This is a genomic window from Rivularia sp. UHCC 0363 (assembly GCF_034931125.1).
GTDB lineage: Bacteria > Cyanobacteriota > Cyanobacteriia > Cyanobacteriales > Nostocaceae > Rivularia.
Genome location: NZ_JAYGHM010000069.1, coordinates 23,662 through 41,331, shown reverse-complemented (window position 1 = coordinate 41,331; position 17,670 = coordinate 23,662). Strand labels below are relative to the sequence as shown.

Annotated in this window: 22 protein-coding genes; 11 read left to right on the top strand and 11 right to left on the bottom strand. The window is 41.1% G+C overall.

Annotated elements, in window-relative coordinates; all coding sequences use genetic code 11:
* Window positions 1-462, bottom strand: a 462-nt coding sequence (locus VB797_RS28370) for a GTP-binding protein (RefSeq protein WP_323241112.1), incomplete at its 3' end; no start/stop codon positions are given.
* Window positions 463-595: 133 nt separating this feature from the next.
* Here VB797_RS28370 and VB797_RS28365 point away from each other — a divergent pair.
* The 3 genes from VB797_RS28365 to VB797_RS28355 all read left to right on the top strand — a co-directional run bounded on the left by VB797_RS28365 (window position 596) and on the right by VB797_RS28355 (window position 3,449).
* Window positions 596-937, top strand: a complete 342-nt coding sequence (locus VB797_RS28365) for a DUF4870 domain-containing protein (protein WP_323241111.1) — start codon at window positions 596-598, stop codon at window positions 935-937.
* 727 nt (window positions 938-1,664) lie between these two features.
* Window positions 1,665-2,645, top strand: a complete 981-nt coding sequence (gene hemB / locus VB797_RS28360; protein WP_323241110.1) for a porphobilinogen synthase — start codon at window positions 1,665-1,667, stop codon at window positions 2,643-2,645.
* A 462-nt stretch (window positions 2,646-3,107) separates the two neighbouring features.
* Window positions 3,108-3,449 carry a helix-turn-helix transcriptional regulator gene (locus VB797_RS28355; RefSeq protein ID WP_323241109.1) on the top strand — a complete coding sequence of 114 codons (342 nt, stop codon included), beginning with the start codon at window positions 3,108-3,110 and terminating at the stop codon, window positions 3,447-3,449.
* Between the two features lie 198 nt (window positions 3,450-3,647).
* Here VB797_RS28355 and VB797_RS28350 read toward each other — a convergent pair whose 3' ends face one another.
* A complete protein-coding gene (locus VB797_RS28350; protein WP_323241108.1) occupies window positions 3,648-4,001 on the bottom strand; it encodes a helix-turn-helix transcriptional regulator in 354 nt (117 codons plus the stop codon).
* Between VB797_RS28350 and VB797_RS28345 the strand changes: the two genes are divergently transcribed.
* The 3 genes from VB797_RS28345 to VB797_RS28335 are packed head-to-tail and all read left to right on the top strand — an operon-like array spanning window position 3,915 to window position 4,826.
* Window positions 3,915-4,295: a VOC family protein gene (locus VB797_RS28345; RefSeq protein WP_323241115.1), complete on the top strand. Its 381-nt coding sequence runs from the start codon at window positions 3,915-3,917 to the stop codon at window positions 4,293-4,295. The genes VB797_RS28350 and VB797_RS28345 overlap by 87 nt on opposite strands.
* The gene (locus VB797_RS28340) at window positions 4,289-4,513 is read left to right on the top strand and encodes a type II toxin-antitoxin system RelE/ParE family toxin (protein ID WP_323241107.1); all 225 of its coding nucleotides are present in this window, start codon (window positions 4,289-4,291) and stop codon (window positions 4,511-4,513) included. The genes VB797_RS28345 and VB797_RS28340 overlap by 7 nt, the downstream gene beginning before the upstream one ends.
* Window positions 4,497-4,826, top strand: coding sequence for a helix-turn-helix transcriptional regulator (locus VB797_RS28335; RefSeq protein ID WP_323241106.1), 330 nt, complete (start codon window positions 4,497-4,499; stop codon window positions 4,824-4,826). The genes VB797_RS28340 and VB797_RS28335 overlap by 17 nt, the downstream gene beginning before the upstream one ends.
* A gap of 138 nt (window positions 4,827-4,964) precedes the next feature.
* Here the strand turns inward: VB797_RS28335 and VB797_RS28330 are convergent, their stop codons facing one another.
* From VB797_RS28330 to VB797_RS28310, 5 genes are all read right to left on the bottom strand, one after another.
* Complete coding sequence (locus VB797_RS28330) at window positions 4,965-5,225, bottom strand: type II toxin-antitoxin system VapC family toxin (RefSeq protein WP_323241105.1); 261 nt, start codon at window positions 5,223-5,225, stop codon at window positions 4,965-4,967.
* Window positions 5,226-5,297: 72 nt separating this feature from the next.
* Window positions 5,298-5,894, bottom strand: a complete 597-nt coding sequence (locus tag VB797_RS28325; protein WP_323241104.1) for a fasciclin domain-containing protein — start codon at window positions 5,892-5,894, stop codon at window positions 5,298-5,300.
* A 169-nt stretch (window positions 5,895-6,063) separates the two neighbouring features.
* Window positions 6,064-6,261 (bottom strand): hypothetical protein, encoded by a 198-nt coding sequence (locus VB797_RS28320; RefSeq protein WP_323241103.1) that lies wholly within the window; start codon window positions 6,259-6,261, stop codon window positions 6,064-6,066.
* Between the two features lie 264 nt (window positions 6,262-6,525).
* Window positions 6,526-7,365: an anti-sigma factor gene (locus VB797_RS28315; protein WP_323241102.1), complete on the bottom strand. Its 840-nt coding sequence runs from the start codon at window positions 7,363-7,365 to the stop codon at window positions 6,526-6,528.
* Between the two features lie 26 nt (window positions 7,366-7,391).
* Window positions 7,392-7,973, bottom strand: a complete 582-nt coding sequence (locus VB797_RS28310) for a sigma-70 family RNA polymerase sigma factor (protein ID WP_323241101.1) — start codon at window positions 7,971-7,973, stop codon at window positions 7,392-7,394.
* Window positions 7,974-8,238: 265 nt separating this feature from the next.
* Between VB797_RS28310 and VB797_RS28305 the strand changes: the two genes are divergently transcribed.
* The 5 genes from VB797_RS28305 (at window position 8,239) to VB797_RS28285 (ending at window position 13,215) form a co-directional block, all read left to right on the top strand.
* Window positions 8,239-9,222: an alpha-ketoacid dehydrogenase subunit beta gene (locus tag VB797_RS28305; protein ID WP_323241100.1), complete on the top strand. Its 984-nt coding sequence runs from the start codon at window positions 8,239-8,241 to the stop codon at window positions 9,220-9,222.
* A gap of 348 nt (window positions 9,223-9,570) precedes the next feature.
* Entirely contained in the window at window positions 9,571-10,992 is a 1,422-nt protein-coding gene (secD, locus tag VB797_RS28300) for a protein translocase subunit SecD (RefSeq protein WP_323241099.1), read from the top strand.
* Complete coding sequence (gene secF, locus VB797_RS28295) at window positions 10,989-11,969, top strand: protein translocase subunit SecF (protein ID WP_323241098.1); 981 nt, start codon at window positions 10,989-10,991, stop codon at window positions 11,967-11,969. The genes secD and secF overlap by 4 nt, the downstream gene beginning before the upstream one ends.
* Before the next feature lie 161 nt (window positions 11,970-12,130).
* Window positions 12,131-12,523 carry a hypothetical protein gene (locus VB797_RS28290; RefSeq protein ID WP_323241097.1) on the top strand — a complete coding sequence of 131 codons (393 nt, stop codon included), beginning with the start codon at window positions 12,131-12,133 and terminating at the stop codon, window positions 12,521-12,523.
* Between the two features lie 230 nt (window positions 12,524-12,753).
* Window positions 12,754-13,215, top strand: a complete 462-nt coding sequence (locus VB797_RS28285; RefSeq protein WP_323241096.1) for a GNAT family N-acetyltransferase — start codon at window positions 12,754-12,756, stop codon at window positions 13,213-13,215.
* Here the strand turns inward: VB797_RS28285 and VB797_RS28280 are convergent.
* The 4 genes from VB797_RS28280 to VB797_RS28265 all read right to left on the bottom strand — a co-directional run bounded on the left by VB797_RS28280 (window position 13,199) and on the right by VB797_RS28265 (window position 17,089).
* Window positions 13,199-14,104 (bottom strand): HAMP domain-containing sensor histidine kinase, encoded by a 906-nt coding sequence (locus tag VB797_RS28280; protein WP_323241095.1) that lies wholly within the window; start codon window positions 14,102-14,104, stop codon window positions 13,199-13,201. The two genes, VB797_RS28285 and VB797_RS28280, sit on opposite strands and share 17 nt — an antisense overlap.
* Window positions 14,105-14,450: 346 nt before the next feature.
* On the bottom strand, window positions 14,451-15,038 hold the full coding sequence (locus VB797_RS28275; RefSeq protein WP_323241094.1) for an L-threonylcarbamoyladenylate synthase: 588 nt from the start codon (window positions 15,036-15,038) through the stop codon (window positions 14,451-14,453).
* Between the two features lie 113 nt (window positions 15,039-15,151).
* Window positions 15,152-16,057 (bottom strand): peptide chain release factor N(5)-glutamine methyltransferase, encoded by a 906-nt coding sequence (prmC, locus tag VB797_RS28270; RefSeq protein WP_323241093.1) that lies wholly within the window; start codon window positions 16,055-16,057, stop codon window positions 15,152-15,154.
* Between the two features lie 231 nt (window positions 16,058-16,288).
* A complete protein-coding gene (locus VB797_RS28265; protein ID WP_323241092.1) occupies window positions 16,289-17,089 on the bottom strand; it encodes a Tic22 family protein in 801 nt (266 codons plus the stop codon).
* Window positions 17,090-17,670 lie beyond the last annotated feature (581 nt).

Sequence of the window (17,670 nt, the reverse complement as noted above, 5' to 3'; positions counted from 1 at the left end):
TGGTTCTCTTCCCGGACGGTCGAGTTTATTCACGAAAGTAAAAATTGGAATACCCCGCAATTTACAAACTTCAAATAATTTTCGCGTCTGGGGTTCCAAACCTTTGGCTACGTCAATCAACATTACCGCATTGTCGGCAGCGCTGAGAGTCCGATATGTATCTTCACTAAAGTCTTGGTGTCCGGGAGTATCTAATAAATTAATTTGGCAATTTTTGTACTCGAACTGCAACACTGTTGAGGTAATCGAAATACCCCTCTGCTGTTCCATTGCCATCCAGTCAGAAGTTGCTTTTCTCTGCGCCCGACGAGCTTTTACAGAACCAGCTTCGTGAATTGCACCTCCGTACAAAAGTAATTTTTCAGTCAGCGTGGTTTTACCAGCATCTGGGTGAGAAATAATGGCAAAATTGCGACGACGTTCAACTTCTTCGTAAATTTCTTTCTCAAGTTCAGTTGACATAAGGTATTTGTTTGATTGTATTCTAACTAAAACTTAACTTTTCTAATTAAGCAGGAGTCTTTTAATCTTAAGACAACTATCAAGGTAATCGGTTCGTTATATAATTCAAAAGCCTAATGTCAGGGAGGATAAAATGTACGATACCGACAAGCGAAAGCTTTTATCAGCAATATCTCACGGCGCAATTTTCTTTAGCTCTACGGTAGTATCTATCGCCGTTCCCATTTTTATACTTTTTACCACTGAAGATCCAGTTGTGAAGAGTAATGCCAAAGAAGCCATCAATTTCCATTTTAATGTTTGGCTCTGTGGACTAATTATCGGAGTATTAGCTACGGTTACTTTCGGTTTGCTCGGATTTTTATTTGGTATATGGTTTCTCGTCCATTGGGGACTTACAATTTGGGCGCTTTCTCACGTTTTAGGAGACTCAGAGAAACCTTTTCGCTATCCTTTCATCTTTAGAGTCTTTTAACAAAATTCTCTATTTGGATAAGGTCGATACATAAATAGCTTCACTTACATTCCTCACACTTTCTCTTCTTGTTAAGTGGCTTTACGTACTACTGGCATTGCAACATTTGCAACGTAACGCCTTTCTATTTTCTTAAAAATAATCTTTTTCGAGCCACTTTCAAATGTGCATTCATTTTTTATATATTTCCTACTTCCCTATTCCCTACTTCCTACTTCCTACTCCCTACTCCCTAATTCCCTAATTCCCTATTCCCTACTTCCTACTTCCTATTCCCTACTCCCTATTCCCTATTCCCTACTTCCTACTTCCTACTCCCTATTCCCTACTCCCTATTCCCTACTCCCTATTCCCTAATCCCCTATTCCCTACTCCCGAACTTAATCAAATTTTCTTAGAAAAACAATTTAATTAATTTTTAATAGCAATATTACGAGTTATTACAATCTATTTACAAAATGGTTGTTTACTCATTAGCAAAATAATTAATTAGGTATATTTTTATAGTTATTCAAAGAATATTTTCAACATAGATTTTGTTACCTTTTTTGAGATATATATACATCTAGCGGTAAAAAACAAAATTGCCCTACATCTTCGAGAGACAGTAGGGCATTGGACAGTTAAGCGCTGTTTGTAGTTTGCCCTTTCTAAGTATAATTTTGTTCTCAGTTTGTGACGCTTTGAATTGCGTCCATAAAAATTTTCTTTCCGGTTTATAAAAGCTATGTTTCCTAACCATCGTCCTCGTCGTCTGCGTACCCATCCTCAATTGCGCCGCATGGTACGCGAAACCGTATTAACCACCAGCGATTTAATTTATCCTTTATTTGCCGTACCGGGTGAAGGGATAGCTAAAGAAGTAAAATCGATGCCGGGAGTTTTTCAACTTTCTGTTGACAAAATTGTTGAAGAAGCAAAGGAAGTTTACGAATTAGGAATTCCCGGCGTTATTTTATTTGGAATTCCTGAAGACAAAGACGTAGAAGCGACAGGTGCTTGGCATGATTGTGGTATCGTGCAAAAAGCTTCTACTGCTATTAAGGAAGCAGTTCCGGATTTGATTGTGATTGCTGACACTTGTTTGTGTGAGTATACCAGTCACGGTCATTGCGGTTATTTACAGGTAGGCGATTTAAGCGGTAGAGTTTTGAACGACCCGACCTTAGAATTGCTCAAAAAAACAGCGGTATCCCAAGCTAAAGCTGGTGCTGATATTATCGCCCCTTCTGGAATGATGGACGGTTTCGTGCAGGCTATTCGGGTAGGTTTGGATGAAGCTGGCTTCCAGGATACGCCGATTATGTCTTACGCTGCTAAATATGCTTCTTCATACTATGGGCCATTCCGTGATGCGGCCGATTCATCGCCGCAATTTGGCGATCGCAGAACTTATCAAATGGACCCCGCAAACTCCCGCGAAGCCATCAAAGAAATAGAATTAGATATTGCCGAAGGTGCCGATATGTTAATGGTCAAGCCTGCTTTGTCTTATATGGACATAATTTGGCAAGTCAAACAAGCTTGCAATCTACCAGTCGCGGCTTACAATGTTTCCGGCGAATACTCAATGATTAAAGCCGCAGCCCTCAATGGCTGGATTGACGAAGAACGGGTAGCACTTGAAACTTTAACGAGTTTTAAACGCGCTGGTGCCGATTTGATTTTAACCTATCACGCCAAAGATGCAGCTCGATGGTTGAGATAAATCCACAGTAGTGGAAACGTCTAGTTAACAAAAATGAAAACATTAGTCTCGATGTAAAATTTTGCGTCGAGACATTAATAATTAATAATTAATAAATCGAAACATCAATCATTTTTAGTATCTACAAACTGTTTACTCAAGAAAGTCTCATCGCGATCGGTCGCATGGCTAAGTTGATCGCCTAATAAATGGGCGTAAATCGGAGGAATTCAATTTAATATATATGACTGGATCTAAAACATCTATCTTTGTATATAAGTTTAATTAAAATAATTAAAATAAAACAGAAAAAAGCTGCTAAAGCTAAAAGATATTACAAGATTGCAGCATGGTCAGATTGCTATACGGGTATACATTATCCTATAAAATAATATAGTTAACAAAAAATTTTCAATTGGCATTTTATACGTCAATTGATTTAATAAATCCAATTAATGAGTTTTAAAAAGGGAGCATTTAGATATGGATATGCAAGTCCTGAGAGAACGTGCTGGACTCAGCCGTGCAGAGGTGGCGTTCAGGCTTGCAATCAGCGAAACAAGCGTTCGCAACTGGGAAGCGGGGCGAACCGAACCAACTATGACCCCGAAAAAATACTGGGATGCGTTGCGCTTGTTGAAATGTACGCCAGAGGAATTGGCCGAAGCGAGCGAAAAATCAATTAATCAAAGACACAAACGCAAACCAGGAAGACCAAGAAGGTTCCCAGAGGATCGGCTTTCCGCAGCTTCTGGAACAAATGAATCCGGTGCAAGCGTAGATCGAGTTAATTCTGTAGAAGATTCAATTTATTTCAATCGTTAAATCTTACAGTTAGGTCTTTGGTAACTAATTATCGCAGAGCGTTGTGATTCTAGTTGAGAATTGCAACGCTCTCTATTTTGGATGTATTGATTTTATTCTAGGTTACTGTTGAATCGAATTTTATAACTATAGCGGTTTTAATCTGTAGAAGTGACAATTCCTAAGCTTATTTGTTGTCAAGCAAAGATTAATCTTTGATTATTCAGCAGAAGATGGTGATAGTTTGGATACATAGTAATCCTGACGATAAAAACTAGGAGCAACGCCAGCCCATCGCTTAAATGCTCTACTGAAAGATACTTCTGACTCGTATCCGATTAAAGTAGCTACATTTTTTAGCCCTAACTGACTTTCGCGTAATAGTTCTGTTGCTTTGAGCATACGCCAGGTTGTCAGATATTGCATGGGCGGTTGTCCAACCAGTTCGGTGAATCTGGCTGCAAATGCCGATCGCGACATCGGTACCTGTTCTGCGAGGGATGCAACAGTCCAGTTTTTTTCGGGCGATCGTTTTATGAGAAAGCATTTGGCTTCAAGAAGCGGTTTATTCACGAAAACGGGCTATTTGCCGAAATGGAAATGGAGGGAGCCGCTCTGCATTTTGCTGCGAATGAAGCGGTCAAAGCAAACTTGCCAAAAGGATTTCAGGAAAATAATCCCTCTAACTTACCGGCTGGAATTGAAGTTTGTTTAGTTACAGATAATGTGACAGATGCATTTGCAAAAGCTATTAATGCAGGGGCTGTAGCTTATACAGAACCCAAAGTTATGTTTTGGGGACAAACGATCGCTTACGTCCGAGACTTGGACGGGATTCTAATTGAGATAGGGAATTCTTCTTGGTAAAAGGCTATGAAACCGATTGTAATCTCAACCCCTACACCGTTAAATTTGAGGAAGTTGTGTATGTGTTACATGTCTTTCAGAAAAAGTCTAAGCACGGGATTGCGACTCCCAAGCAAGATATTGAACTTATTGAGACAGGCCTAAAGCGTGCAAAAGAGCATCACGATCAGTACTATAAGCAGCGTTTAGAGGAGGATGAGGATGAGCGAGGAAATTAAGGTGCAATCTAGCAGTGGTAATGTTTTTACAGATTTAGGACTTGCAAACTCTGATGAATTGCTGATTAAAGCGGAACTTGTCCGACAAATCAGTAACTTGATTGATGCTAAGAGATTAACTCAAACTGAAGCAGCAAAGATCCTTGGGATTGACCAGCCTAAAGTCTCTACTCTGTTAAATGGAAAACTCTCAGGCTTCTCGACCGACCGACTATTTAAATTCTTGAATGCTCTCGGTAGTGATGTGGAAATTCGCGTCATTCCCAAACTTAAGCTAGAATCTCAAGCTCAAACAAGGGTTATTACAGTTTGATCAAATGAATTCGATGTTTTTGCTACCTTGACGCAGGGGTAATGTCGAAGTAGAAGTGCTGTTTTAGGGATGGCGGTCTAACGGTGAAATTGTGCGGCAGCAGATAACCTCGAATTCCTACCAATAAGCTCTGCGCTGTTACACAACATTGATTGAGTAGGCACGAACTGCTGCATCTATTGTCGCAATAGTCAAACCATTCTGTAATGCTTGACAGATAAGCATTTTATCAAACGGATCGCGGTGCAATGGTGGCAGCTTAGCCAGTTGAACTACACTGCTTTCATCAAGAGTAAGACTGGTAATTTGATGAAGATCGCGTTGTTTAGGTAAATATGTTTCGGGTGGTTCCGGCAGAGGTAGCTTACCTAACTGGTACTTAACAATTGCCTCCCACACTGAAACGTTTTGACAGTTGAACCGAGCTAAGTGGGTTGAAAGGAACACGAATACAGGTGCTATTAGTAGCTACTACAGCGTAGAAAGATCCAAATTAGGCGGTAGCAGCACTGCGTCAATCACATGGATAACGCCGTTACTGGCTGCCACATCAGCTTGCACAACCTTGGCACCATTCACAGTGACGTTTCCTGCATCGGCCGTCAGGTTCAAATTTGCACCCTCAACGCTGGGCACCGGCCCTGTCTTGACCGCGCTCGCAGGAACATTGCCAGCAACCACGTGGTAGGTGAGGATCTTGGTCAACACTGCTTTATTCTTAGGCAGCAAGAGCTTGTCCAACACCCCGGCAGGGAGTGCAGCAAACGCCTCATCGGTCGGAGCAAACACGGTATAAGGTCCTGCCCCATTGAGCGTATCGACCAGATCGGCAGCTTTTACAGCGGCAACTAGGGTGTTGAAGGAACCGTTGGCGATCGCCGTCTCCACAATTGTCTGGCTTGGCGCGGGCGCGGTGCCTTCGGTCGTGGATGGAGTCGCCTGGGTAGTGGGGGCTGGCGTAGTGGTAGTATTCTGGTTTTCGCAAGCTACGGCGATTGGCATCAGTAGCAGTGCAGCCGCAATGCCTGCAAATTTGTTCGCGAATTTGAAAGAGTTGGAGAGTTTCATTGTTTTCTTTGGGGAAGGTAAGGGGAAAACGAAAGCCGAATCTTTTGTCTTAGGAAGATGCCTAAGTCCGAGCAGCCTTCAATAGGTATACGAAGCGAGATTGCGATCGGATGGATCTTTTTTTCAAATATAAAAAATCTGGCGCTAGACCTTGAATTCTAAGGACTACTTAAAAGTTAGTAGTGCCATTCGTATCTTCTCGCAGCCTTTTATCCAGGTCGGGGCGCACGCCCACATCGATGCTGAGTTCACGAAAAAGTTCCGGATTAAAAACGAAAAAAGACGAGCAAGGACTTGATGCTTTGAGCGCATCTCGCTGCTCCTGCATTTGCTGAGGTGTGAGAATAGATTTGATATAAGCGTTCAACTCGTATCCCTCCTCAACTCGTGCTTCGATCTGTTCTGGTGATTAGAGAGGGTATTTTTTGAGAGCAGCGCCTTGATGGTCAGTGACTCATCAGGGCAGGAACAAAGCCTAAGCTTGGCTCTCGATCAATTTACGAAGCGAGAATGCAATCGGATTAATCTAATTTCTAGAGCATGGCAAATCTAGCGATAGGGCTTGGATTCCAAAGCCGTGAAACGCCGCTTGTGAAGGGTCTAATGTCCCCGCCTGCACTACCTCGATTGCTTAACTGCTTCGCATCACTAATGGGCCCGCTGAGGTGATTGGATCGGTCGGAGCATCCAGCGTGATCAGCAACTGCGAAGGGTTCTTCGTGCAGGCTGCATTTGGAGCGATCCATTGTGCCGTACCGCTGTCATCTTGGCGAAACTGTCCGCAGTACACCGGAGCAGAGGAGGGCTTGGCAACTGACCAAAGCCGATAGATTTGATTGTCTGAGAGCTTGGGCATCCCTTGAGCAACGAGCGTCACGGTGCGATCGCCCGATTTTGCCAAGAGGCGAGCCGTAGCAAGACGGCTGTTTTTTGGGGTTGCGCCAACCAGCGAATATATCTGTGTACCCGGTTGACTGAGCCGTGCGATCGCTCCTTGATTCGCTTGCAGTTCACTCTGAAGCCGCTTTAGCTCGGTATTCTTGGCTTCAAGCTGTTGTTGAAGGGCAGCCGTTTGCTGAACCTGCCGACTCAGTTGAACCTGGTTTAACCCCAGCGCTATGACTGCTCCGGCTGCAATACTCGTGCCAATCGCAGGTATCCATTGTTTCCAATTGCGGCGACTTGGGGCGAAGGGAACAACATTGGCAGGAGGCGGGTCTGGATGAGGGACGGCTGCTGACTGAAGCGCCGCACTAATAATTTTGTCCTTGAGGCGAGCGGAGGGTTCTAGCAGCGGCATATCGTAGGGAAGCAGCGCAAACGCTTCTCGAAAGGACTCGATTTCACTCGCGATCGCAGGGGATTGTGCGATCGCCTGATTTAAGCGATCGGCTTCCTCATGACTCAGATCGTCGAGAATAAAGCCTGCTACTAAATCGGTTTGGTTGGGGTTGTCATCGTCGCGAATCATAGTGGTTTAGGTTGGCATAGGAGCGATCAAACGAGAGAGTTGAGTGCTGCGCGAAGCTTTTTGAGGGCTTGACGAGCGCGGGATTTGACTGTGCCGAGGGGAATGTCGTCTCGCTTCGCTATCTCTGACTGGCTCAGTCCGTCATAATAGGCGGTTTGTAGCAGCTGTCTGTCTGCGGGTGAAAGCTGTTTAAGCGCCTCACGGACTAGCTGAGTTCGCTCCTCCACAGTAACAAATTCTAACGGGGGATTGTAGTCTGGTGCGCCCTCTGAGAAGGTTTGAAATCGCTGAAGTTTTCGCTGGCTGGACTGGCGCGATCGTACTCGATCAATGGAACGCGATCGAGTCATGGTGATCAGAAAGCTGCTGAGCGATCCTTTAGAAGGCTGATAGATGTCGCTGCGCTGCCAAAGGCGAAGGAATATTTCTTGAGTCACCTCTTCGGCTTCTTCAATGTTGTTGAGGATCTGAACTGCCGTGCTGTATACGAGTCTGCCGTAGCGATCGTACAGTATGTCTAAAGCTTTGACCTGCCGTGCCTGAATTGCCAAAAAAATTTCTAGATCTGCTAATTCTTCATTGACGGAAGGCAAAGGCATCGAATCCATAGGGCGAGTCAACTTAAATGGAAAAGACGGAGCAGCAATACGATAGTCTAGCAGGTAGAGGCGTGAGTATAATTCGTAATTCGTAATTCGTGAAAGCGAATGATCTAGGCTACCCTAGAATGTCGGGGTCACTGTGAACAATACGGGATGTTAATGCCACAACAATTGGTAATTTAATATTTTTGCATAACTCATACTATTTTTACCGTATTTTTTACGGAGACGCGATAAGATTCTAAAGCAATATTCCTCTCTTTTTGGTCTAATGGCAGAAACACTATTTTTTAATGCTTTACAACAAGCCATTGATGAAGAAATGGCACGAGATAAAACCGTGATGATACTTGGTGAAGATGTCGGACACTATGGTGGTTCCTACAAAGTTACCAAAGACCTATACCAAAAATATGGTGAATTGAGAGTATTGGATACACCGATCGCCGAAAATAGTTTTACGGGAATGGCGATCGGTGCTGCAATGACTGGGTTAAGACCGATCATAGAAGGCATGAATATGGGCTTTTTGCTACTAGCCTTCAACCAAATATCTAATAATGCTGGGATGTTGCGCTACACGAGTGGTGGTAACTTTAAAATTCCTTTAGTAATTCGCGGTCCGGGTGGAGTCGGAAAACAACTAGGTGCAGAACATTCCCAGCGTTTGGAAGCTTATTTCCAAGCTGTTCCGGGATTAAAAATTGTTGCCGCATCCACGCCTTATAATGCCAAAGGTCTATTAAAATCAGCTATACGCGACAATAATCCGGTATTGTTCTTTGAACACGTACTACTTTATAATTTAAAAGAAGATTTACCCGAAGAAGAATATTTACTGCCATTAAATAAAGCAGAAGTTGTCCGCAGCGGTAAAGATGTCACAATCATTACTTATTCCCGGATGCGCCATCACGTAATGCAAGCCGTGAAAACCTTAGAGAAATCTGGTTTCGACCCAGAAGTTATTGATTTAATTTCTTTAAAACCCTTAGACTTTGATACCATCGGTGAATCCATACGCAAAACACACCGAGTAATTATTGTTGAAGAATGCATGAAGACAGGGGGAGTAGCAGCAGAAATTATTGCTTCAATCAACGAACGCTTGTTTGATGAATTAGATGCGCCGGTACTGCGACTTTCTTCTCAAGATATTCCCACACCTTACAACGGTAACTTGGAAAAATTAACGATTGTTCAACCAGAGCAAATCGTTGAAGCTGTTGAAAAAATGGTTGCAGCGAAAGTTTAAAAAAAGTTAGGAGTGCGAGCGTCTCGCTCGCTATCTACAATACCCAATTACCAATTACCAATTACCAATTACCAATTACCAATTACCAATACCCAATACCCAATACCCAATACCCAATACCCAATACCCAATACCCAATTCCCAATACCCAATACCCAATTCCCAATACCCAATTCCCAATACCCAATACCCAATTCCCAATACCCAATACCCAATACCCAATACCCAATTCCCAATTCCCAATACCCAATACCCAATTCCCTATAAAACAGTAAAATTTATAACTCTTCACTCATAACTGATAAAGAAGCGCTATTATAGCGTTTGTCGCGATTAAGCGGGGATGGTATGCAAAAACAGCGATCGCTATTAGCCTTGATTCTATTTCTGGTAATTGCCGCAGTGACGGTAATAGTTACAATTCCGGTACCTTTAGGGCTGGATTTACGGGGGGGTTCGCAACTGACTATTCAGGTCAAGACGACTCCAGAAATTAAGCAGATCACCGAGCGGGAATTGGAAGCGGTGCAAACGGTTCTCAGTAATCGAGTTAACGGACTGGGCGTTTCCGAACCCGTAATCCAAACCGCAGGAACGGATAAAATTTTGGTTCAGCTACCTGGAGTTAGTAATCCAGAACAAGCCGAGCGGGTGTTGGGTGGTACCGCACAATTAGAGTTTAAGACTCAAAAGCCGGGAACGGAAACTCAACTTTTTGCTTTACGAGCCAATCGTCAGCAACTTAAAGCCAAACAAGACGAGTTACGTTCGAGTAAAGATAACGCTGCAATAGAGAAAAACCAACAAGAACTTGAGAACAATCAAAAGGCGATCGCTGAATTATTTGCAAGTTTAGAAACACCCCTGACGGGTAAATATTTAGTTAATGCCAATCCTTTAGACCCCCAACAAGGTGGTACCAGTTGGAGTGCTGCACTTCAGTTTAATCAAGAAGGTGGCAAACTATTCGCGGAATTAACTAAAAATCTCGCGGGTACGGGACGCACTATCGGTATTTTTCTTGATAATGATTTAATTAGTGCTGCTTCTGTAGGCCCGCAATTTGCAAATACGGGAATTGCCGGTGGAAATGCTGTAATTGAAGGTAACTTTACAGCCCAGGAAGCTCAAGATTTAGCCGTACAGTTGCGCGGTGGTTCGCTACCAGTACCAATCGAAATTGTCGAAAACCGTACAGTCGGTGCGACATTGGGTAGAGACAGCATCCAGCGCAGTATTTACGCCGCTGTTGGCGGTTTGATTTTAGTATTAATATTTATGGTGGTTTATTACAGACTACCAGGAGTAATTGCTGATATAGCTCTCATAATTTATGCGCTTTTGACTTGGGCTTGTTTCGCTTTGCTTGGTGTAACTTTAACTTTACCCGGTATCGCTGGATTTGTTCTGAGTATTGGCATGGCTGTTGATGCTAATGTACTAATATTTGAGCGCACAAGGGAAGAATTGCGAGCGGGTAAATCGCTGTATCGCTCTGTAGAATCTGGTTTTTACCGCGCATTTTCTAGTATTTTAGATAGCAATGTAACTACATTGATTGCCTGTGCGGCGCTGTTTTGGCTGGGATTTGGTTTAGTCAAAGGCTTTGCCGTAACTTTGGCCGTAGGGGTAGTAGTTAGTATGTTTACAGCGGTAACTTGTAGCCGCACGTTGATGTTTATCGCAATCACAATTCCATCAATACGCAAACCGGAACTTTTTTGTCCCAACCTGCCAACTTTAAATAAGGCAGAGGTAGCAACAAAATGAAACTTAGTATTAATAAATCGCGAACTCTGTGGTGGAGTATTTCTGGTGCCATTATTTTAGCTGGCATTATCTCTATGCTGATTTCTTGGCAGCAAATTGGCGCACCATTACGTCCTAGTTTGGATTTTGTGGGAGGTACGCGGTTGCAGTTTGAACGAGACTGTAGTTTGCCGTCGAACTGCGATCGACTAATCGATCTCAATCAAGTCCGAGAAGTTGTCACCTCACAGGGCTTAGCCGACAGCAGCATTCAAATTATCGCCGATAGTACAACTGGTGAAAAAAACGGCGTATTGATTCGGTCGAAAACTTTGGATGTAGAACAGCGTACTCAGTTGCAAGCTGCTTTGAGCAAAGAAATTGGTGCTTTTGACCCGCAGAAAAGTCAGATTGATACTGTAGGACCAACTTTAGGAAAGCAGCTATTCAATACTGGAATTACGGCTTTACTCGTGTCTTTTGCTGGTATTGTAATTTACTTATCTTTTAGATTTAAGTTGGATTATGCAGTCTTTGCCATTGTCGCGACTTTCCACGATCTGATCATGACAACTGGATTTTTCTCAATATTCGGATTACTATTTGGTACAGAAGTAGATAGCTTATTTATTGTTGCATTACTTACCATTACTGGTTTCTCAGTCAACGATACCGTAGTTATTTACGATCGCATCCGCGAAACTCTCGAAGCAAATCCCGATCGTTCCATAACCGAAGTTGTAGACGATGCAGTAAATCAAACTTTGGGACGGTCGTTAAATACTACATTCACAACTCTATTATCATTAGTTGCAATTTTTCTATTCGGTGGCGAAACTTTAAAAAACTTTGCTTTAGCGCTAATTATCGGCTTTATCACTGGAGCATATTCTAGTATTTTTATTGCTAGCACACTTCTAACTTGGTGGCGCGAACGTCAAGAAAAATCAAATCCTCCTTCTCCAGGTAACAGTGAACAGTTAACAGTTAACGGTTAGGTCAAAGAAAGGTTAAAGGTTAAAGGTTAAAGGTTAAAGGTCAAAAGCCAAAGGTCAAAGGTCAAAGGTTAAAGATTAATAACTCCTAATTCCTAACTCCTAACTCCTAACTCCTAACTCCTAACTCCTAACTCCTAACTCCCAATTCCTCCCCCATGCTTATGGCTGAAGTAGAGCAACCTTCATCTGACTCATCTTTTGCTCGACAGGTACAAAGACTGCATAAACTGACGGTTTACGGTCGATGGTTGTTAGTCGTGTTTTTATGGCTAACATTAGCACCTTTGTGCTTATGGAATTTACGTACAGAAATTGAGTTTTTACGAGAGTATTTTACTTGGGTAGCGGTACGGTATGGCTTGTTATTTCATCCTTTTGCCGCTATCGGACTCGGTTTATGTATTGGTATGACTCTTGGTGTTTTAGTTTGGCAAAGTCGTAATATCTTGGTTGGTATGCCAGATGAGGAAAAGCAACGTTTGGAAAAACAAGTTCATCGTATTCGTCAACGGGGTTCTTCTCATCCTTTGTGGAAATGGATTTGCGAGAAGTAAGCTTTTTTAGTTATTTTTCTACTAGTTTTTTTAAGTATATTAATTTTTTTATAGTTTCTTGAATAAAATATAAGTATTGTGATATACAATTAAATCTTACGCAATTAGAAAGTTTATTTGATGTTACAGATTTCTATTTCCCTTAGCCCCTGCTGATTTTGGGGGTTTTGCGTAAGTCCGGCAAGATTGGTATAACTACAAAACACGACTTTTATCTGGGTACCAAATATATGAATAATTCTCAGATTCTATTTAGCGCTGCAAAATCGGAAATAGACCTTTTACAAGTGCAAGAATTATTTTCTTTAGGAGCTTTCTGGGCTAAAGAACGCAATATAGAGGATTTAGCAGAAGCGATAAAAAATAGCGAACCAGTGATTACTGTATGGAATAAACAGCAATTAATTGGTTTTGCGAGAGCAACAAGCGATGGTATTTATCGTGCGACGATTTGGGATGTTGTCATTCACCCAGATTTCCGAGGAACGGGACTAGGTAGTAGACTAGTAGAAACCGTTTTGAGTCATCCCCGAATGAATCGGGTTGAGCGGGTTTATTTAATGACTACTCACCAGCAAAAATTTTACGAAAAAATTGGTTTTGAGCAGAATAACTCCACGACAATGGTGATATACAATCACTCAAATCTGACTAATCTTGATAGTCTTAATGCTGCTACTCAGATGACTTAATTCCTAAAGGGATAGAAATTTGCAGTCGAGAATTTTCTTTATTTGTTTCCATTGAGACGGTTTCGATTTTTCCCCCCATTACTTCGAGTAAAGTTTGATTGAGTAATAGCTTCATTCCTCCTTGGAGCAACTTACTTTTGTGTTCGTCAATTTTTTTTGTATCTTCCCACTCAATTAAGTCTATCGGTTCGCTATAAGGAATCGCATCTTTGGGTACATCTAGCCAAATATAGACAAGATTATTCTCATTATCGGCTTTGGCAGAGATATTGATTCTACCTTCTTCCATTTGAGAAATAGCAGTGTCTACTAAACTTGTTAATATTTGTTTTAACCACCGTGGATCGGTTGAAACATGAATTTCTTCGCTTGGTTGTAAAACCTCAAACGGATAGTTACGGTTTTCAGCAAGCATATAAGTTAATTCATAAACTTCCTGTAAAATTTGATCTAACGAACAAAGTTGAATATCCAATTTGCGATCGCCATGTTCGGCTCTAGCAATATTGAGAATTTCATCAATAATATTTAATAATTTTAAAGCTCGTTCGTGAGCTTGACCGATAAATTCTCGCTCTTCTTCTGGGTTTTCGCATAAATCCGATAAGATCAATTGATGTAAACCAATCAAACCATTAAGTGGCGATCGCAGTACATGAGTAGTTCTAGCTAAAAATCCGGCTTTAAACTGACTCATTTCCCGTGCCATATGGTAAGCTAGCTCAATTTCCCTCATTCGTTCGGTTAGTGCTAAAATGTCCTGCTTGTTTTCTTCTTTTGATAAGCTGAAAGACGAATTATTTGCAGTTTTTGAACTCAACAATAACCGACAAATACCCATTCCTAATGCTAATCCGACTCCAAAATATACCCAGTTATTTAAATCCATGATTTTTTACTAAATTTTAACTTTTTAATTGATTATAAAAGCCCAATACTTATTTACTCTTATCTATTAAATAGATTAATTGCTGTTTTTTACTTGTTTACTTCTAAAAATTTTACCCCGTCAATAATTAGTTTTGACGGAGTTATTTACAATTTCAAAAATTTTTTGAGCGCAGTTTTTCTTAAATTAATAACGCAATATATCCCAACTATATTGATTCTTAAGAAGGAAAATTGCAGAACCTTTGTACTGCTACTGCGGATATTATTTGAAAGCGCTATGGCTATAAACAACCATAAAACAAAATTATAGCCATTAAATATTTTTTCAAAGTTGAAATATCTAATTAAATATCTAAATTAACCGCACCTTGACGCAAAATCCGCCATGTTCTCCCATCCCACTTAGCAACAGTAGAAGGAATACCTATAGCAGGTGCTTTATTATCATATGCTGTCGTCGCCATTAATACATTAGGAAACTCTGTTTCAATTTCATCTATATTTTGCAAGGGAGGTTGTCCCGATAAATTAGCGCTAGTAGTCGCCAAAGGACCTGTTTGCGCTAAAATGCTGCGAGCAATGTCGCTTTGAGGAACTCTAATCCCAATCGTAGTCGGGTCACTAGGGTTCATCGCTTTCGGCACTTTCGTAGATGCAGGCAACACTAAAGTTAAAGCTCCGCCCCAGTATTTATCCGCAATTTGATGCCAAATTTTATACTCTTCTTGACTACCTTTAACAAAATCCCATAACTGCTCTGAGTCGGCAGCCATAAGTATTAGTGGCTTATTTATATCTCTTTGTTTTAATGTAAAAATTAATGCCGCATTCTCCGGTAAAGCTGCCAATGCCGGAACAGTATCTGTTGGAAAACAGATTACCTTACCAGCTTTCGCTCCTGCAACCAACTCAGCAATAGAAACCTTTGTCATTTATAAATTAATAGGGAATAGGGAATAGGGAATAAGGAATAAGGAATAGGGAATAGGGAATAAGGAGTAAGGAATAAGGAATACTTTAACTCCTAACTCCTCACTCCTAACTCCTAACTCCTATAAGCTAGTGCAAAGCGTTCAATTCCAGCTAAATCGGAATGAATTTCAATTTTGCTATAGCTACCGCGATCGCGCAGCATTTCCATGACTCGATCTGCTTGTCCCATCATCATTTCAATCAACCAGATTCCACCAGGTTTTAAATAATCGGATGAAGTTTCTACCAAATGACGGATGCATTCTAAACCATCATTCCCACCATCTAAAGCAAGATGGGGTTCGTGTTTAAATACTTCCGGCTGTAGTTCGGGTAAGGTGCTGGTGGGAATATAGGGTGGATTGGATACCATACCGCTAAATTTTCCTTTCAGGGAATCCAAGGGTTCCCACCAAGAACCTTGATAGAATTTAATGCGATTTCTGAGACCGCAATTATCTGCGTTTAAACGAGCCATAGAAAGCGCTTCCGCAGAAAAATCTACAGCGTGGATTTTCGCATCACTAAAAGTATCCGCCAATCCTAAAGCTATTATTCCACTACCTGTACCCAAATCCGCCCAATGTCCTTGTCGCATCATCAGGTTGTCAGCAGTAGCGGCGATCGCTAAGTCAATTAAGGATTCGGTTTCAGGTCTGGGAATTAAGACATCATGGGAAACCTTAATATCAAAATGTCGCCAAGGAGCAACTTTTGTAATGTACTGGACTGGAAGACTTTCGGTGAGTCTTCGTTGCCAAAGTGTTGATAATTTTTGTAAAGGCAATTTTAGCTGAATTTCTGACCTATCTTTAAAAGAACCAGTACGCAGCGTCAAACGGTCTAATTCAGCTATTTCCTGTAACAGCCAATCTACTTCGGTTATAGAGACATTAGCGGATACAGCAGCCGATATCGCAGCATCTCGCCACTTTGAAAGCTCTAATCCAGATACTTGTAGCTGCTGTTTATCCGCCATGTTAATTAATTTTCGATTTTAGATTTACTATTTTGGATTGTCTTCATGAATAAATTCACGGGCTTGAGGATGCCGGGATTTACGATTTTAACAACGGATGGGCTGTTTTAGATTTATCACCTAATTGAAACCGTCTAACTTGAAATCGTTCATAATTCAATCCAAAATTTATTGACGCGGAAGCGTCTTCCCGTAGGGTAATCTAAAATCTAAATCTTTTCCGTAGATGTACTATTTTTTCTTTGCGGGTGCTGAGCTAGGGGTTTCCTTTGGCAGTTTCTGAATATATTGCCTAGCTTCTGGATTCGGGAAAAACACCACTTTATCGAGCCAAGGGTCGCTTTTCTCTTGTAAAGTATTCAGTATTCCATCTACATCTACTACCTGAATATCAGCCTTGGGGAATTTTGGCTTTACTTGGTTTAGCAGATTGTTAGCATCCTGCATACTAAAGAACAAAGGAACTACTTCCTGTTCTGCTTTTTGGTCTCCCAGTTTGATTGGTACGTAGCTTTTATCTGGTGCAAATCTGACGATAAAAACAGGTACGCTTCTAAATTGTTTCACCTGCTCGCCATTTTTTTTCAATAAATCCATTGCTCCTTTAACTTCTTTGTCAATGGGTTTAAAGGCAAATAACAAGCGGTTCGGTTCGTTTTTAGTTTTTTGCACCTGCTGAAAAATTACTCCTAGAGGTACGGGAGTCGCTTGTAAGCTTTTTACCATCTGAGTAATTTTCGGGTCTTTATCTTTTACAGTTTGTAATTCGCTGATAAAGGCTTGAGCTTCTTGTTGACTCATGTAAACCCCGGTTACGGAACCAGTAGTTTTCTTGCCGTTTTGTTCGGGTAAAGGACGACTTAACGGTAAACCTTGAGGATTGGTAATCAACCATACTGGGATGTTATCCAGTTTCTGTTTGATTTGTTGTTCTGGCAATGCATTTACTGGGTCAATTCCGGCGATCGCAGTTGCTAGCAGAGTACTCCCTACTAAACCTAAAGTTGTTCCCCAGCGAACTAATGATTTCATGACATCTCCTAGCATCAGTATTTCAATAAAGTCGAGGCAGTTTGAATCAACTTACAACCGACTTTTTACAGTTATAGTCTCTTCAAGAATTTTTTTGACTGCGTTATTTATATTCAAGTCAAGTTTTCAATATTTTAATCAAAATAGGACTAGATGCCTATCTAAATATATATTGAAAACGAAACAGCGAAAAAGATTTCCGCCTGTAGATACATTAAGTGCCATTTTATTGCTTTTCTTAAATAATGTTGACGCGAACAAAAAAAATATCGTTCCATATAAATTCTTGAACGATTAGTGATTTTTCACACGCTGCTTTCAATCTTTATTTTTTGATACAATTACCTATTTATTATTGATATGTATCTAATTTGAAAGATAATCCCTATTAAATATCAACTAATTTCTTACGGCTTTATACTGAAATTATCATAAAATTTATTACTATTACTATACTTAAATACTAGCAAAACCAGAATTAAAACATTAATTTTTATTTTCTAACTATTTTCTAATATAGCGATTTTCACTTGGGTAGAATACAGAGCCGAACCTCACCCCCTTCCCCTCTCCTAAAATCA

What these genes read in the sequence shown, in the direction of transcription:
- VB797_RS28365 (WP_323241111.1), top strand. Translation starts at nt 596, where the DNA reads ATGTACGATACCGACAAGCGAAAGCTTTTATCAGCAATATCTCACGGC.
- hemB (WP_323241110.1), top strand. Translation starts at nt 1,665, where the DNA reads ATGTTTCCTAACCATCGTCCTCGTCGTCTGCGTACCCATCCTCAATTG.
- VB797_RS28355 (WP_323241109.1), top strand. Translation starts at nt 3,108, where the DNA reads ATGGATATGCAAGTCCTGAGAGAACGTGCTGGACTCAGCCGTGCAGAG.
- VB797_RS28335 (WP_323241106.1), top strand. Translation starts at nt 4,497, where the DNA reads ATGAGCGAGGAAATTAAGGTGCAATCTAGCAGTGGTAATGTTTTTACA.
- VB797_RS28325 (WP_323241104.1), bottom strand. Translation starts at nt 5,894, where the DNA reads ATGAAACTCTCCAACTCTTTCAAATTCGCGAACAAATTTGCAGGCATT.
- VB797_RS28315 (WP_323241102.1), bottom strand. Translation starts at nt 7,365, where the DNA reads ATGATTCGCGACGATGACAACCCCAACCAAACCGATTTAGTAGCAGGC.
- VB797_RS28310 (WP_323241101.1), bottom strand. Translation starts at nt 7,973, where the DNA reads ATGGATTCGATGCCTTTGCCTTCCGTCAATGAAGAATTAGCAGATCTA.
- VB797_RS28305 (WP_323241100.1), top strand. Translation starts at nt 8,239, where the DNA reads ATGGCAGAAACACTATTTTTTAATGCTTTACAACAAGCCATTGATGAA.
- secD (WP_323241099.1), top strand. Translation starts at nt 9,571, where the DNA reads ATGCAAAAACAGCGATCGCTATTAGCCTTGATTCTATTTCTGGTAATT.
- secF (WP_323241098.1), top strand. Translation starts at nt 10,989, where the DNA reads ATGAAACTTAGTATTAATAAATCGCGAACTCTGTGGTGGAGTATTTCT.
- VB797_RS28290 (WP_323241097.1), top strand. Translation starts at nt 12,131, where the DNA reads ATGGCTGAAGTAGAGCAACCTTCATCTGACTCATCTTTTGCTCGACAG.
- VB797_RS28285 (WP_323241096.1), top strand. Translation starts at nt 12,754, where the DNA reads ATGAATAATTCTCAGATTCTATTTAGCGCTGCAAAATCGGAAATAGAC.
- VB797_RS28280 (WP_323241095.1), bottom strand. Translation starts at nt 14,104, where the DNA reads ATGGATTTAAATAACTGGGTATATTTTGGAGTCGGATTAGCATTAGGA.
- VB797_RS28275 (WP_323241094.1), bottom strand. Translation starts at nt 15,038, where the DNA reads ATGACAAAGGTTTCTATTGCTGAGTTGGTTGCAGGAGCGAAAGCTGGT.
- prmC (WP_323241093.1), bottom strand. Translation starts at nt 16,057, where the DNA reads ATGGCGGATAAACAGCAGCTACAAGTATCTGGATTAGAGCTTTCAAAG.
- VB797_RS28265 (WP_323241092.1), bottom strand. Translation starts at nt 17,089, where the DNA reads ATGAAATCATTAGTTCGCTGGGGAACAACTTTAGGTTTAGTAGGGAGT.